Origin of the sequence: Caloramator mitchellensis (assembly GCF_001440545.1) — a bacterium.
GTDB classification, from domain to species: Bacteria; Bacillota; Clostridia; order Clostridiales; family Caloramatoraceae; genus Caloramator; species Caloramator mitchellensis.
In genome coordinates this window covers 108,948-123,213 of record NZ_LKHP01000002.1, presented here as the reverse complement: position 1 = coordinate 123,213, position 14,266 = coordinate 108,948, and the positions used below count along the sequence as shown (strand labels likewise).

The window sequence follows — 14,266 nt, the reverse complement described above, 5'->3', positions numbered from 1 at the left end:
AAAATATAATTAGATTAGGAGAAAAGATTAGGGGTTGGTTTTATGTTACCTACACCAAAGAAGTATACTTACCAAGAATTTCTTGAAATAACAAAGGACAAGAGGGCAGAACTTATAGATGGTGAAATTTATTTATGGACCTCTCCATCTACAGAACATCAAAGAACTGTAGGAAGGTTGTTTGCAAAGTTTTTAGATTTATTTTCCGAAAGAGAGTGCGAGCCATTAATTGCTCCGTATGATGTCATATTTGAAAATGAAGCTACAAACGAAAAGCATGTTGTTCAACCTGATATCGCAGTCATTTGCGATAAATCAAAATTGACAAAAGATAATTATCGGGGAGTTCCAAAGCTTATTGTAGAAGTTTTATCTCCTTCAAATGCATCTTTTGACTATATACGAAAAATGGATTTGTATGCACGTTTTGGTGTAGGGGAATACTGGATTGCAAGTCCTAAAAGTAAAACTATACAAGTTTTTGTTTTGCAGGATGGCGTATATTTTGAGTATGCTACATTTTCAAAGGACGACCTGGTAAAATCGTCCTGTTTTGATAATGTCGAAATGAAATTAAATGAGATTTATGATTAATACCCCCTTTAGGGGTTTTTTTATAATAGAAAGGGGAATTGATGTGGAAACCAATGAAAAATTGCAAAGATTAAAAGATATATTAAAGGACATGGGAAGTGTTATGGTTGCACTTTCAGGTGGCATAGATAGTTCTTTTCTTTTAAAGGTTGCTCATGATGTGTTAGGAAACAGAGCCGTAGCGGGGACTGCTGTTTCATATATTTATCCGTCGTGGGAGATAAATGAGGCAAGGGAATTTGCTAAAGAAATAGGTGTGGAACATGTTGAAATTGAGTATGACCCTCTTTTGGATGTAGAGGAGTTCAAGTATAATCCAATAGACAGGTGCTATATTTGTAAGAAGGCGGTTTTTTCAAGGCTTGTTTCCTTTGCAAATGAAAGTGGAATAAATTATGTTGTAGATGGAACAAATGCGGATGACTTAAAGGATTACAGACCTGGTCTTAAGGCAGTCGAGGAACTTGGTGTCAAAAGTCCTCTATTAATGGCGGGATTAACTAAACAGGATATAAGAGAAATTGCAAGAAAGATGGGGCTTAAATTTTATGACAAGCCATCCTATGCATGCCTTGCAACAAGGATACCATACAATGAAGAGGTTAATAAGATTAAGCTTAAGATGATAGATATGGCGGAAATTTATTTGATAGAAAAAGGATTTAAGAACGTAAGAGTAAGATGTCATGGAGATATTGCAAGAATTGAAGTTCCAAAATCAGAAATTCCAAAGTTTTTCAACATGAATTTAATCGAAGATGTAGAAAATAAATTAAAGGAATTGGGATTTAAGTATGTAAGCCTTGATTTGACGGGTTATAAAACAGGCAGTTTAAACTTGGGGGTAAAAGGATGAACAGGGACGATTTAAAGAAAATTTTAAGTGATGTAAAGGATGGAATAATAGAAATTGATGACGCTGTAAATTCATTAAAGGATATACCTTACAAGGACTTGCATTTTGCAAAACTTGATTACCATAGAGCCTTAAGGGTTGGCTACCCCGAAGTTGTGTTTACTGAAGGTAAGGATATAGAGCATTTAAGAAGAATTTTGATAGATATGTTAAATAGGGATGCGAATATTCTTGCGACAAGGATGAGTGAGGAAGTATTTGAAAATATTAAAGATATTTCGGAAAATATGATATACAATAAAATTGCAAGAATTTGCATAATAAATCCAAAGGATGTTGAAAAGGTTGGAAAGGTTGCTGTAGTAACTGGAGGAACAGCTGATATAAAAGTTGCTGAGGAAGCTGCAATTACTTTGGAGGCTTTCGGCAATAATGTAGAAAGAGTATATGATGTTGGTGTTGCAGGAATACATAGGTTGTTTTTAAATTTAGATAAAATCAGGGATGCTAACTGCATTGTAGCTGTTGCAGGAATGGAGGGGGCTCTTCCATCAGTTGTTGCAGGGCTGGTGGATGTTCCTGTTATTGCAGTTCCAACAAGCGTAGGTTATGGTGCAAATTTCAATGGATTGTCGGCATTATTAACAATGCTAAACTCCTGTGCAGCGGGAATTTCTGTAGTTAACATAGACAATGGTTTTGGGGCAGGTTATTTGGCATCAATGATAAACAAAGGTTTTACAAAGAACGGAGGAGAAAGATGATACTTTACTTTGATTGCTTTTCAGGAATAAGCGGTGACATGGCTGTTGGGGCACTTTTAGATGTTGGAGTTCCTAAGGAATACTTGATTGAAAACCTTAAAAAGTTAGACTTAGATGATGAGTATGATATTGAAATTAAAAAGAGCATAAAAAATGGAATAGAAGGAACAGACTTTTACGTTCATATAAAGGAAGAGCATATACATCACCACGGAAGAAATTATTTTGATATAAAGAAGCTGATAGATAATAGCAGCTTAAACGAAAATACAAAGAATATTGCAAATAAAATATTCAGGATTGTTGCAGAGGCAGAGGCAAAGGTTCATGGCAAGACAATCGAAGAGGTTCATTTCCATGAGGTGGGAGCAGTTGATTCGATAGTCGATATTGTTGGGGTGGCAATTTGTATAGACTACCTAAAGCCTGCGAGGATAGTTTCTTCATATGTTAATACAGGGAGCGGATTTGTTAAATGCCAGCATGGAATCCTGCCAGTTCCCGCACCTGCTACAATAAATATACTTAGGGATGTTCCTATATATTGCGATGATAGAAAATTTGAACTTACAACTCCAACAGGTGCAGCAATATTAAAGGGGCTCTGTGATGAGTTTGTTGAAAGTTTTAATATGAAGGTAAAGGTTGTAGGATACGGTTGCGGGAAGAAAAACAGCGATAAGCCTAACGTTTTGAGGGTTATGCTTGGCGAAGAGGATAGAGAAGAGGTTGTTTTGCTTGAAACAACAATAGATGATATGAATCCACAATTTTATGGATATGTTATGGATAAATTATTTGAAAAAGGTGCACTTGATGTATATTTAACACCTGTTTATATGAAAAAAAACAGACCAGGAATTGTGATTTCTGTTTTGACAAAGTCTAACAATGAAAAGTCAATTATTGAAACTTTATTCAAAGAAACAACGACCATTGGAATTAGAAAATTTAACATAAAAAGATATGAGCTTGAAAGAGAATTTAAAAATGTAAGGACTGATTTGGGCGACATTAAAATTAAAATTTCAAAGCTAAACGATGAAGTTGTAAACGAGTCCTTTGAATTTGAAGACCTGAAAAGAATCGCTATTGAAAAAAATATCCCATTGAAGGAAGTATATTTTCATTTAAAAAATGTTAAATCTTAATCTTAAGTGCCTGGCACCTAAGGAGTGATTTTATGTTTAGCATAGAGGAAAAAATTCCAAATTTAATTGAGTATTTTGAAAGAGATAAAAATATATTGGCAGTATACCTAATAGGTTCTTATGGAACTGAATATCAGCGAGAGGAAAGCGACATCGATTTTGCTGTCCTTTTCGAAAAAGATATAGACTTTTTTGAAGAAACGAAAATAGTTGCTAAAATTTCAGAAATACTTAGTTTTGACGAAGTCGATCTGGTGAATTTGATAAAGGCACCTACAGCTCTTCAAATTATAGCGGTAAATGAAGGAAGAGAGCTTTTTGTAAGGGATTATAATAAATTAAGCGATTTTGTTGAATATGTTTATAGAAAATACAGAGATGAAAAGTATTTTATTGATTCATTTAATAAAGATTATTTTTATAGTTTTAAAAATCGAGGTGTAAGTTCATGATTTTAAATATTGATTTCGAAAAAATAAAGCAAAAGATTATTTTTGTTGAAGATAATTTAAGGAAAATTAATGAACTTAAGAGATTATCAAAAGATGAATTTCTAAAAGATTTCAGAAATATTGATAGTGCAAAATATCTGCTGCAGACATCAATAGAAGCAATGCTTGATATAGCAAATCATATTATAGCAAGAAATAGATGGGGAAAAGTTGAAACTAACAGGGATTCATTTGAGATATTAAGCAATAAAGGGATAATAGATAAAAAAGACATAGAAAAATACTTTTTGATGGCAAAATTCAGGAATAGAATTGTTCATATGTATATAGATATCGACGATGAAACAATTTATGGTATTTTAATTAATAATACCGATGATATAAAAAGATTTATTGAGAATATAGCAATAAATATATAATTTTATAGTTAACTTATTGACGAAGCTACTTATTAAGTATATAATACTAAAAAACGATAAATTTTGACACGAACCTACTCATATAATCCGAAGGATGTGGCTTTGGAGTCTCTACCGGGTGGCCGTAAACCACCTGACTATGAGTAAGGCTTAATATGCTTTTTTTGGCATACTACGCTTTACTCGTAGTATGCCTTTTTGCTTGTATAAAATAAATTTTTTATAGTTATGCTAATAAAGTAAATATTTAACCTAAGAAAAGGGGGATATTATGGCAATAGTTTTAAAACAGGCATATACATTTGATGATTGTTTATTAGTTCCACAGAAATCAGAGGTTTTACCAAAGGATGTTGAAACATCGACATATCTGACGAAAAAGATTAAACTAAACATACCAATAATGAGTGCAGGAATGGACACTGTTACTGAGGCAAAAATGGCGGTTGCAATGGCAAGGGAAGGCGGCATTGGAATAATTCATAAAAACATGTCTATAGAAGAACAAGCCCTTGAGGTTGATAAGGTTAAGCGTTCAGAGCATGGGGTTATTACAGATCCATTTTACTTATCACCAGACGATACAATTCAAGATGCAGACAACCTTATGGCAAGATATAGAATATCGGGTGTCCCAATTGTTGTGGATAAAAAGCTTGTTGGAATAATCACAAACCGAGATATAAGATTTGAAAAGGATTTTTCAAGAAAAATAAAGGATGTAATGACAAAGGAAAATTTAATTACAGCTCCTGTTGGAACAAGCATGAAGGAGGCAGAAGAAATACTTAGAAGACATAAAATTGAAAAGCTTCCGCTTGTAGATGAAGAATTTAATCTAAAGGGACTTATAACTATTAAGGATATAGAAAAGACGGAAAAATTCCCAAATGCTGCAAAGGATGAAAAGGGAAGATTATTAGTTGGTGCAGCAGTTGGAGTATCAAAGGATATGCTTGATAGAGCAAAGGCACTTTATGAAGCAGGCGTAGATGTTTTAGTAATAGATACTGCTCACGGACATTCAATGGGAGTTTTAGAGGCGGTTAAGACGATTAAGAATAAATTCCCTGAGATGCAAATTATAGCAGGAAATGTTGCAACGGCGGACGCTACGAGGGACTTAATCCATGCAGGTGCTGACTGCGTTAAGGTAGGGATAGGGCCTGGGTCAATCTGCACTACAAGAGTTGTAGCAGGCGTTGGAGTTCCACAACTATCTGCTGTTATGGACTGCGTTGAGGAAGCGAGAAAGTTTGGTGTTCCTATAATTGCGGATGGAGGAATTAAATACTCAGGGGATATAGTCAAAGCACTTGCTGCAGGTGCAAGTGTTGTTATGCTTGGCTCCCTTCTTGCAGGCTGTGCCGAAAGCCCAGGAGATGAAGAAATATATCAGGGAAGAAGATACAAGGTTTATAGGGGTATGGGCTCATTAGGAGCTATGCAAAAAGGAAGCAAGGACAGATACTTCCAGGAGGATAGCAAAAAACTTGTGCCAGAGGGAGTAGAAGGAAGAGTAGCCTATAAAGGACCAGTAAGTGACACAATTTATCAGCTAATAGGCGGCCTTAAGGCTGGTATGGGCTACTGCGGTGCTAAGAATTTAAAAGAGCTATACGAAAAAGCAGTTTTTGTTGTCCAAACCTCAGCAGGACTAAAAGAGAGCCACCCACACGACATACAAATTACTAAAGAATCACCTAACTATACATCCCTATGAGTGACATTCACTTGATTTCTTGACTTCTTGAGTTGTTTGACAATTAGGACAAGAATAAATGATATTTATTTTAAAGTTTATTTTATAAATGTATAAAAGTATTATGCTTAATAATCAAAAGATACTTCAAAAAATATTTAAATGGAGGATTATATGGAAAAAGAATTGATTTATATAGTCGATTTCGGAGGACAGTATGCCCAGCTTATAGCAAGGAGAGTAAGGGAAAACAACGTCTATTGCGAAATAATTCCATACGACGAAGCAGTTGATAGAATAAAGAAAAATAATCCTATGGGTATAATATTTTCAGGTGGACCTAACAGCGTATATGAAGAGGGAGCACCAAGGGTTGATGAAGAAATATTCAAATTGAATATTCCAATATTAGGCATATGCTATGGCGACCAGCTAATTGCCCAGAGTCTTGGCGGAAGAGTAGATAGGGCTGAAGTCAGGGAATATGGCAACACCCTTATAAATTTTGATACGGCATCTTTAATATTTAAGGGAACTAAAAAGGAAAGTATATGCTGGATGAGCCATACAGACCAGATTGTAAAGCTTCCTGAAGGGTTTAAAATAATAGCATCAAGCGAAAGCTGCCAAATAGCTGGTATGGCTGACGAGGAAAGAAAAATATATGGGCTTCAGTTCCACCCAGAGGTTCATCATTCCCAGTATGGCAAGGAGATTATAAGAAATTTCCTGTTTGAAGTTTGTAAAGTAAGCGGCAATTGGAATATGTCTTCCTTTGCAGATGATAAGATAAATGAAATAAGAGAATTTGTAGGAGACAAGAAGGCCATTTGTGCTCTTTCAGGCGGAGTAGATTCTTCTGTTGCAGCAGTTTTGGTGCATAAAGCAATAAAAGATAACTTGACTTGCATATTTGTAGACCATGGACTTTTAAGATTAAACGAAGCAGAAGAAGTTTACAATACATTTAGAGAAAAGTTTAATATGAATCTTATTATGGTCAATGCAAGGGAAAGATTTTTAGGAAAGTTAAAGGGGATTTCTGACCCTGAAAAAAAGAGAAAGATAATAGGAGAAGAATTCATAAGGGTTTTTGAAGAAGAAGCAAAAAAGATAAAGGATGCTGAATTTTTAGTACAAGGAACCATTTATCCTGATGTAGTCGAAAGTGGAACAAAAACTTCAGCAACTATAAAGAGCCATCATAATGTTGGAGGGCTCCCAGAAGATTTAAAATTTAAACTAATAGAGCCTCTAAGGGAGCTTTTTAAAGATGAAGTAAGAGAAGTTGGAAGAAAACTTGGAATACCAGAAGAATTGGTTTCAAGGCAGCCATTCCCAGGACCAGGGCTTGCTATCAGGGTTTTAGGTGAGATTACAGAGGATAAGCTGAATATACTAAGACAAGCAGATTTTATTTTCAGAGAAGAGATAAAGAGGGCAGACCTTGACAAGGAAATCTGGCAGTATTTTGCTGTGCTGCCTGACATAAAGAGCGTTGGTGTAATGGGTGATGAAAGAACCTATGCCTATACAATTGCATTAAGAGCAGTGGAGAGCGTTGATGGAATGACCTCCGACTGGTTTAGAATACCATATGATGTTCTTGCAAAGGCATCATCAAGGATTGTTAATGAAGTAAAAGGAGTTAACAGGGTTGTATATGATATAACAAGTAAACCACCTGCAACGATTGAGTGGGAATAAAGTGCAGCAATTGCTGCACTTAGTTTTTTACGACTTTATAAGGATATGATACCATTCAATTATTTAATAAATAGATATTAGATTAATAAGAAGTTACGAGCTATAAATCAAACTATTTTCAATATAATTAATTGCTATTAGTTTAGCTTCATCATATTTCAGGAATATTTCTTTTGCCTGCTCAACATCATAATATACTTTCCAATAACCACAAAATTTGCAAGGAATGTTGTTTGAAATAAAAGCCATTACATCTTCTTTAGGAATACCTAAGAAAATACCGATTTCATGGGGACAACGGTATGAAAATTTTTGTTTAAGCAGAGAAAAAACATCACTTAATTTCATATTTCGGTCAAACCCAAATGCAGTTAAGAAGTTTATATTATTATTGAAGGCATTAAGTAATAAATCTTTTTTATAAAATAAAATAACGCATCTATTATCCTTTCTAAGAAGTTCAAACGAAAGCAGATGGTATTTTTTGAATAGTTCAAGTTTAACAGAAGGCAAAATGGCATAAAAGGAATTTTCTATATTGTTGAAATTAATGATTGTTGACGGCTTATCTGAAAAAATAGTAGGTGCAGCATGATATAGTATTTGGCTTAGGGTATACAATTTATAGTCATTTGTAATTTTAATAGATTCAAATACATGAGTAATAAACATTATCATACCTCCAAAGAAAATGATGTTAGTTTTTCTTCTATTAAAGGCCATGAACGTTTGCAATAAATTACATTGCAATTTTTACATTTACAAGTTTTGTTTTTTAAGTTTGTGCATAAGCAATGATTTACATAATCTGTTAAGACCAAAATAATATCATATTTATCAAGCTTTAAAAGAGAAGTAATTACTTTTTCACATGGTTTTCTTCCGCTTATATGCTTTATTTCATTAAAACCTTTATTTCTTAGTCCTTTTATAATAGTTTGCACTTTATCTCCACCTATTATTAATGCAGACATAATTTATCCTCCAGATAATGAAAATAATTATCAATATCATTTTAATTAAATATCCGCCCTCATGTCAAGTGTTTAATTCTATAAGTTGAATTTAAATTGAATTATGTTTCAATTTTATCTAAATTTTTACCTGAAAATGTTTGTAAACAAATTTTTAGTGCAACGATAATTTTTTTTGTGGTAAAATATAGAAAAAATATATCTTATATTTAGTTTTTTAAGGTTATCATTAAATACCAATATATATCTCCAAAGTATTTAATTGTTTAGGGGTGATGGGATTGAGAAGGAAGAAAGTGAGGATTGTCTATTTAATTGCAGTGGCTGTTACACTGTTCGTGTTTTTTCAATTGTTATTATATAAGAACATAACTACTGTTAAATTAAAAGTATCAAGTTCTGATTTAAAAGAATTATCTTCTAAAGAAAAATTAGAAGATCTTGATTATTTGTATAATGCAATAAAAAATAATTATCCTTATTTAGAAGTTTCAAAAAGAAAGACAGGATATGACTGGCTTAAACATAAAGAGGATTTTGATAAGATGGTTTTAAAGTCCAAGAACAATATTGAATTTTATAATGCTGTTGAGGAAATATTATGCCTTTTGCAAAATGCTCATACTAATATATTGGAGCCCTCTGCCTATAATTACTATAAAGATGCTTATAAGGGATTGTATAATACTGCATGGAGACAAATTTTGACTAATAAAAACGTGGAGGGAAAATATTCCGAGTGGAATAAGATAATTAAAAATTCGAAAAAAGTAATTCCAATTTCGTTTAAATATGTAGAAGGAAAGTATATAGCTTATAGAAATTTGGGAGATGAAGACAGCTTTAAAAAACATGATATTCCCAAGTATTCAATCCTTAATAGAGTTAATGATATTTCAGTTGATGATTATATTCTTTCTAATATGAATAGGCTTTATTTAACTTATGATTTTAAAAGAAAAAAATTGATGGTTAAAGATTTAGTTCTTTATAGTAAAGAAGATAAACCTCTTAAACTTGAGCTTAAGACAATGGATGGAAAGATATTAACAAAGGAATTATATGCTCTTGATTTTAATTGGGATACAAGATATAGTGCAAATTTAGAGAAAGTATACGAAACTAAAATAATAGAAAAGGATAAATTAGCCTATTTAAAAATTTGGTCGTTCTCATATGATTATGTTGATAAGGATAGAGAAGGGATATATTCATTTTTAAAAAGCATAAAGGATTATCCATACCTTATTATTGATATTCGTGGCAATGGAGGAGGCAGTGAAGATTATTATAGAAAAAATATTGTTCCTCCACTAATTGAGAAAAAAATATCAGCACAATTTTATGCTTTATTTAGAAATGGAGATGAGATGAAACCATTTTTGAAGACAAGGGGTATTTTTACAAAGCCTATTGAAAAACTACCAAAAGGTTTAAATTATCCAGAAGAAACAATGAGACTTTTTTCGGGTTTTATTGATTCGACAACAGAAATTAGGCCTGGAAAATCTGTAGGATTCAATGGGAAAATATATTTACTTGTTGATGATTATGTATATTCATCAGCTGAAGCTTTTGCTGCATTTTGTAAGGCAACGGGATTTGCAACCCTTGTTGGAACTACAACTGGAGGCGATGGCATAGGGATGGATCCTGGACTTTTAGCTTTACCTAATAGCGGTCTTATAATTAGATTCCCTATAGAGATGGGATTAAATCCAGATGGAACTTCAAATGAGGAATATCACACTCAGCCGGACATATACGTTGAGAAGACAATAGAGTATTTTATTAAATATGATGAGTATAGGCAAAATAATAATGAAATAATTAACCCATATGATGAGCTTCTGAACAATGTTATAAATATGATAAGTTAATATAGAGTTTTACACTAAAAAACTACCGTGTATTTTATATGGTCTAAGATAATATTGTATAAATTAGAAGAATTATATATACAAAGAAGGATATCAAAATATAATTAAGTGAATTTTTTATTGCAGTCAAATGAGAATTGAATTATAATCAAAATAGAAACAATCGAATAATAAACCACAAGGGGAGATGGAAAAGGCCATCTGAGAGTAAGGTCCAATTAACCTTAGACCCTTTAACCTGATCTGGGTAATGCCAGCGTAGGGATGTGGGGAGAAATTTAGCCATTCCCACAGGAATGGCTTTTTTTGATGAACCACCCTATCTGGGTGGTTTAACTTTTTGGAGGTGTAATAATGAAAAAGGTATTGACAATTGCTGGTTCAGACAGCTGTGGCGGTGCAGGGATTCAGGCTGATTTAAAAACTTTTTCAGCTCATCTTGTTTATGGGATGAGCGTTGTAACTTCTGTTACTGCCCAAAACACTCAGGGCGTATTTGGAGCATTAGACATGCCAAGGGACTTTATAGAGCTACAAATCAAAGTTGTTTTTGAAGATATTAAAGTTGACGCTGTAAAGATTGGAATGCTATCGAGCAGTGAAATTATTAAGACAGTATCACAAAGTTTAAAAAAATATGGAGCCATAAATGTAGTTCTTGACCCTGTTATGATTTCAAAAAGTGGTTTTAAGCTTTTAAAGTATGAAGCAATAGAGACATTAATTCAAGATTTAATCCCTGTTTGCACAATAATAACCCCTAATATTCATGAAGCAAGTTTACTTGCTGATATGGAAATAAAAAATATAAATGAAATGAAGGAAGCTTGTCAAAGGATACATAAATTAGGTGCAAAAAACGTTCTTGTAAAGGGAGGTCATCTTGATGATGACGCAATAGATGTTCTTTTTGATGGGAAAGAGTTTTACTACTTTAAAGGACAAAGGATAAACACTATAAATACCCATGGAACAGGCTGCACTTTATCTTCTGCAATTGCATCAAATTTAGCCTTAGGATATCCAGTCCCTGATGCAATAAAAAACAGCAAAGAGTATATTCAAAGGGCAATTGAAAATTCGTTTAGCATTGGGCATGGAGTAGGGCCTGTTGACCATTTATATGCTTTTAGAGGAGGAAAACAAAATGAAAAATAAGAATTATTTCTATTTTTTCTTTCTGTGGTTTGGTGCTGCAGTATCCGTCGCAGAAATAATGGCCGGGGCTTATTTAGGACCATTAGGAATGAAAAAGGGAATTCTTGCAGTTCTCATCGGACATTTGATTGGATGCTCGATTTTAGGCATTACAGGGATAATTGGACAAGAAAAGGACATGACTGCTATGGAGACAATAGGAATATCGTTTGGACAATATGGTAGATATATATTTTCATTTTTAAACCTTATTCAGCTTGTCGGATGGACAGCAATTATGCTTATTACTGCATCAAATGGATTAAACCAGATAAGTAGGAGTATCTTTGGATTTGAAAACTTTAATTTGTGGGTAGTGCTTGTAGGCATCCTAGTTTACATATGGGCAGAGTATGGTGTTGGAAAGTATGAATATATAAACAATATATCAGTTATTTCGCTTATAATTCTTTCTGTTTTAATGATATTCGCTTTAATAAGAAAGGATGGTGTTTTAAGTGTAAACAGCGATGGAATGAGTTTTGGTGCAGCAATTGAATTAAGTGCAGTAATGCCAATCTCATGGCTTCCTCTTATTTCTGATTATACTAAATTTGCAAAGGATAAGAAGTCATCCTTCTTAGGAAGTTTTGCAGGATATTTTATTGGAAGCAGCTTTATGTATATAGTTGGGCTTATTTGTGCAATAAAATTTAATGAAATAGACATTATAAGTGTCCTTATAAAAGGAAACTTTGGTGTTGTAGCACTTTTGATAGTTGTATTATCAACTGTAACAACAACCTTCCTTGATGTTTATTCAGCGACTATATCTGTTTTAAATATTAAATTATTTAATAGGAGAAAAACTACGATACTTGTGGTAATAGTAAGTATATTATTTGCAATGTTTTTCAAAATGGAGCAATATGAAAGCTTCTTATATTTAATTGGGGCAATTTTCTCACCACTTTTTGCAGTTTTAATAAGCGATTATTTTATACTTAAGATACAAAATAAAAATAAAGATTATATAATCTCATTTATAAGCTTTATTTTAGGCTTTGTATTTTACATGATGATAAAGGATAAAGGGACTGCTTTGGGAGTTACAGTCCCAGTTATGATACTAACTTCATTTGTTTCGATAATACTTAAGAAAATAGGAGGGGTAGTCTATGGAAATGTTAAAGAAAGCATGTGATGGATTATCAAAGATTAGAGAAAAAAGCCCACTTGTTCATCACATAACAAACTATGTTTCAGTAAACGATTGTGCCAACATAACTCTTGCAATTGGGGCATCGCCTGTTATGAGCGATGAAATTGAGGATATTCTGGATTTAATTAAAATTGCAAACTCACTTGTTTTAAACATTGGAACTTTAAACAAAAGAACTGTTGAATCGATGATTTATTTAGGCAAAGAAGCTAATAAATTAAATATTCCAGTAGTTTTAGACCCAGTTGGAGCTGGTGCAACAAAGTTAAGAACTGGAACTTCCCTTAAAATTTTACAGGAAGTTAAGGTGAGGGTATTAAGAGGCAACATGTCAGAAATAAAATCACTTTTAGGTTTGTCAGGAAACACTAAAGGTGTTGATTCAACAGAAAAAATGGATGATGCTGAAGATGTAGCGATATTAGCTGCAAAGAAATTCAACTGCACAGTTGGGATTTCAGGAGAAGTTGATGTAATAAGCGATGGGGAAAGAGTAGTTAAGGTTTTTAATGGTAACAGCATATTAACAAGGGTTACAGGGACAGGTTGCATGGTTACATCCTTAACAGGCTGCTTTTTAGGAGCAGGATGCGACGGTCTAACATCTTCAACTGCAGCATATCTAATTATGGGACTTGCTGGAGAAAGGGCATATAAGGAATCAGGCGATAATATAGGAACATTTAAAGTGAGGCTTTTTGATGAAATATTTAATATAAATGAAGATAGATTAAAAGAAGGTGGAAAGGTTGAAGAATGTTAATTACAAATTATACCTTGTAACTGATAGGGATGTAATAGGAAACCGCAGCTTTTTAGAGTGTATTGAAGAGGCACTAAAAGGAGGCGTAAGCATACTGCAGCTAAGGGAAAAGAAAATATCATCCCTGGAGTTTTATGATTTGGCATTAGATGCTAAAAAGCTGACTGAAAAATATGATGTTCCTCTTATAATAAACGATAGAGTGGATATAGCACTTGCAATTGATGCAGATGGAGTTCATGTTGGACAAGAAGACCTTCCTGTAAAGGTAGTAAGAAAAATAATTGGCGATGCTAAAATACTCGGTGTGTCTGTAACAAATTTAGAAGAGGCTAAAAGGGCAATTGAGGACGGTGCAGATTATTTAGGAGTTGGAGCAGTATTTCCGACAGTCACAAAAAAGGATGCAAACTTTACTGGGATAGAACTTTTAAGGGAGATAAGAGAAAAATACAGCATTCCAGTTGTTGCAATAGGCGGAATAAATGAAGGCAACATAGAAAAGCTGAATGGACTTTGTGATGGTGCTGCTATAATATCTGGTATATTAGGACAGAAGGATATTAAAAAAGCTGCTGAAAAAATAAACTCCAAGCTTATTTGGATAAAATAGAGCTGTTGCACACTTTAAGAATATTAATTCAT

The 14,266-nt window shown here is 33.2% G+C and carries 15 protein-coding genes and 2 riboswitches; of the genes, 13 read left to right on the top strand and 2 right to left on the bottom strand.

All coding sequences use genetic code 11. The annotated features are described in order from the left end of the window. The first annotated feature begins 42 nt into the window (after nucleotides 1-42). The 8 genes from ABG79_RS02200 (at nucleotide 43) to guaA (ending at nucleotide 7,645) form a co-directional block, all read left to right on the top strand. Nucleotides 43-594, top strand: coding sequence for a Uma2 family endonuclease (locus ABG79_RS02200; protein WP_057976681.1), 552 nt, complete (start codon nucleotides 43-45; stop codon nucleotides 592-594). After that, nucleotides 587-1,450, top strand: a complete 864-nt coding sequence (larE, locus tag ABG79_RS02195) for an ATP-dependent sacrificial sulfur transferase LarE (protein WP_057977036.1) — start codon at nucleotides 587-589, stop codon at nucleotides 1,448-1,450. Before ABG79_RS02200 ends, larE begins: the two co-directional genes overlap by 8 nt. Beyond that, complete coding sequence (gene larB, locus ABG79_RS02190) at nucleotides 1,447-2,214, top strand: nickel pincer cofactor biosynthesis protein LarB (RefSeq protein WP_057976680.1); 768 nt, start codon at nucleotides 1,447-1,449, stop codon at nucleotides 2,212-2,214. Before larE ends, larB begins: the two co-directional genes overlap by 4 nt. Next, on the top strand, nucleotides 2,211-3,365 hold the full coding sequence (gene larC / locus ABG79_RS02185; RefSeq protein ID WP_057976678.1) for a nickel pincer cofactor biosynthesis protein LarC: 1,155 nt from the start codon (nucleotides 2,211-2,213) through the stop codon (nucleotides 3,363-3,365). Before larB ends, larC begins: the two co-directional genes overlap by 4 nt. Nucleotides 3,366-3,397: 32 nt before the next feature. Further along, complete coding sequence (mntA, locus tag ABG79_RS02180; protein WP_057976676.1) at nucleotides 3,398-3,817, top strand: type VII toxin-antitoxin system MntA family adenylyltransferase antitoxin; 420 nt, start codon at nucleotides 3,398-3,400, stop codon at nucleotides 3,815-3,817. Beyond that, nucleotides 3,814-4,236: a type VII toxin-antitoxin system HepT family RNase toxin gene (gene hepT / locus ABG79_RS02175; protein ID WP_057976673.1), complete on the top strand. Its 423-nt coding sequence runs from the start codon at nucleotides 3,814-3,816 to the stop codon at nucleotides 4,234-4,236. Before mntA ends, hepT begins: the two co-directional genes overlap by 4 nt. Before the next feature lie 58 nt (nucleotides 4,237-4,294). Next, a riboswitch (purine riboswitch) is annotated at nucleotides 4,295-4,396 on the top strand. Nucleotides 4,397-4,507: 111 nt separating this feature from the next. After that, nucleotides 4,508-5,959, top strand: a complete 1,452-nt coding sequence (gene guaB, locus ABG79_RS02170) for an IMP dehydrogenase (RefSeq protein WP_057976671.1) — start codon at nucleotides 4,508-4,510, stop codon at nucleotides 5,957-5,959. A 153-nt stretch (nucleotides 5,960-6,112) separates the two neighbouring features. Continuing rightward, complete coding sequence (gene guaA / locus ABG79_RS02165) at nucleotides 6,113-7,645, top strand: glutamine-hydrolyzing GMP synthase (RefSeq protein WP_057976669.1); 1,533 nt, start codon at nucleotides 6,113-6,115, stop codon at nucleotides 7,643-7,645. A gap of 93 nt (nucleotides 7,646-7,738) precedes the next feature. Here the strand turns inward: guaA and ABG79_RS02160 are convergent, their stop codons facing one another. Both ABG79_RS02160 and ABG79_RS02155 read right to left on the bottom strand, forming a co-directional pair. Next, nucleotides 7,739-8,317: a DUF3793 family protein gene (locus tag ABG79_RS02160; RefSeq protein WP_057976668.1), complete on the bottom strand. Its 579-nt coding sequence runs from the start codon at nucleotides 8,315-8,317 to the stop codon at nucleotides 7,739-7,741. A gap of 2 nt (nucleotides 8,318-8,319) precedes the next feature. Continuing rightward, nucleotides 8,320-8,619, bottom strand: coding sequence for a DUF2325 domain-containing protein (locus ABG79_RS02155; RefSeq protein WP_057976666.1), 300 nt, complete (start codon nucleotides 8,617-8,619; stop codon nucleotides 8,320-8,322). 281 nt (nucleotides 8,620-8,900) lie between these two features. Here ABG79_RS02155 and ABG79_RS02150 point away from each other — a divergent pair, with 281 nt between their 5' ends. From ABG79_RS02150 to thiE, 5 genes are all read left to right on the top strand, one after another. Then, nucleotides 8,901-10,499: a S41 family peptidase gene (locus tag ABG79_RS02150; RefSeq protein ID WP_057976664.1), complete on the top strand. Its 1,599-nt coding sequence runs from the start codon at nucleotides 8,901-8,903 to the stop codon at nucleotides 10,497-10,499. Between the two features lie 170 nt (nucleotides 10,500-10,669). Then, nucleotides 10,670-10,781, top strand: a riboswitch (TPP riboswitch). Nucleotides 10,782-10,853: 72 nt separating this feature from the next. Continuing rightward, nucleotides 10,854-11,657: a bifunctional hydroxymethylpyrimidine kinase/phosphomethylpyrimidine kinase gene (gene thiD, locus ABG79_RS02145; RefSeq protein ID WP_057976662.1), complete on the top strand. Its 804-nt coding sequence runs from the start codon at nucleotides 10,854-10,856 to the stop codon at nucleotides 11,655-11,657. Then, the gene (gene cytX, locus ABG79_RS02140) at nucleotides 11,647-12,840 is read left to right on the top strand and encodes a putative hydroxymethylpyrimidine transporter CytX (RefSeq protein ID WP_057976660.1); all 1,194 of its coding nucleotides are present in this window, start codon (nucleotides 11,647-11,649) and stop codon (nucleotides 12,838-12,840) included. Before thiD ends, cytX begins: the two co-directional genes overlap by 11 nt. Then, entirely contained in the window at nucleotides 12,815-13,621 is an 807-nt protein-coding gene (gene thiM, locus ABG79_RS02135) for a hydroxyethylthiazole kinase (protein ID WP_057976658.1), read from the top strand. The genes cytX and thiM overlap by 26 nt, the downstream gene beginning before the upstream one ends. Beyond that, nucleotides 13,608-14,234, top strand: a complete 627-nt coding sequence (thiE, locus tag ABG79_RS02130; RefSeq protein ID WP_057976656.1) for a thiamine phosphate synthase — start codon at nucleotides 13,608-13,610, stop codon at nucleotides 14,232-14,234. The genes thiM and thiE overlap by 14 nt, the downstream gene beginning before the upstream one ends. Nucleotides 14,235-14,266: the final 32 nt, after the last annotated feature.

Coding starts and splice junctions, on each gene's coding strand:
- ABG79_RS02200 (WP_057976681.1), top strand. CDS start 43: ATGTTACCTACACCAAAGAAGTATACTTACCAAGAATTTCTTGAAATA.
- larE (WP_057977036.1), top strand. CDS start 587: ATGATTAATACCCCCTTTAGGGGTTTTTTTATAATAGAAAGGGGAATT.
- larB (WP_057976680.1), top strand. CDS start 1,447: ATGAACAGGGACGATTTAAAGAAAATTTTAAGTGATGTAAAGGATGGA.
- larC (WP_057976678.1), top strand. CDS start 2,211: ATGATACTTTACTTTGATTGCTTTTCAGGAATAAGCGGTGACATGGCT.
- mntA (WP_057976676.1), top strand. CDS start 3,398: ATGTTTAGCATAGAGGAAAAAATTCCAAATTTAATTGAGTATTTTGAA.
- hepT (WP_057976673.1), top strand. CDS start 3,814: ATGATTTTAAATATTGATTTCGAAAAAATAAAGCAAAAGATTATTTTT.
- guaB (WP_057976671.1), top strand. CDS start 4,508: ATGGCAATAGTTTTAAAACAGGCATATACATTTGATGATTGTTTATTA.
- guaA (WP_057976669.1), top strand. CDS start 6,113: ATGGAAAAAGAATTGATTTATATAGTCGATTTCGGAGGACAGTATGCC.
- ABG79_RS02160 (WP_057976668.1), bottom strand. CDS start 8,317: ATGTTTATTACTCATGTATTTGAATCTATTAAAATTACAAATGACTAT.
- ABG79_RS02155 (WP_057976666.1), bottom strand. CDS start 8,619: ATGTCTGCATTAATAATAGGTGGAGATAAAGTGCAAACTATTATAAAA.
- thiD (WP_057976662.1), top strand. CDS start 10,854: ATGAAAAAGGTATTGACAATTGCTGGTTCAGACAGCTGTGGCGGTGCA.
- cytX (WP_057976660.1), top strand. CDS start 11,647: ATGAAAAATAAGAATTATTTCTATTTTTTCTTTCTGTGGTTTGGTGCT.
- thiM (WP_057976658.1), top strand. CDS start 12,815: ATGGAAATGTTAAAGAAAGCATGTGATGGATTATCAAAGATTAGAGAA.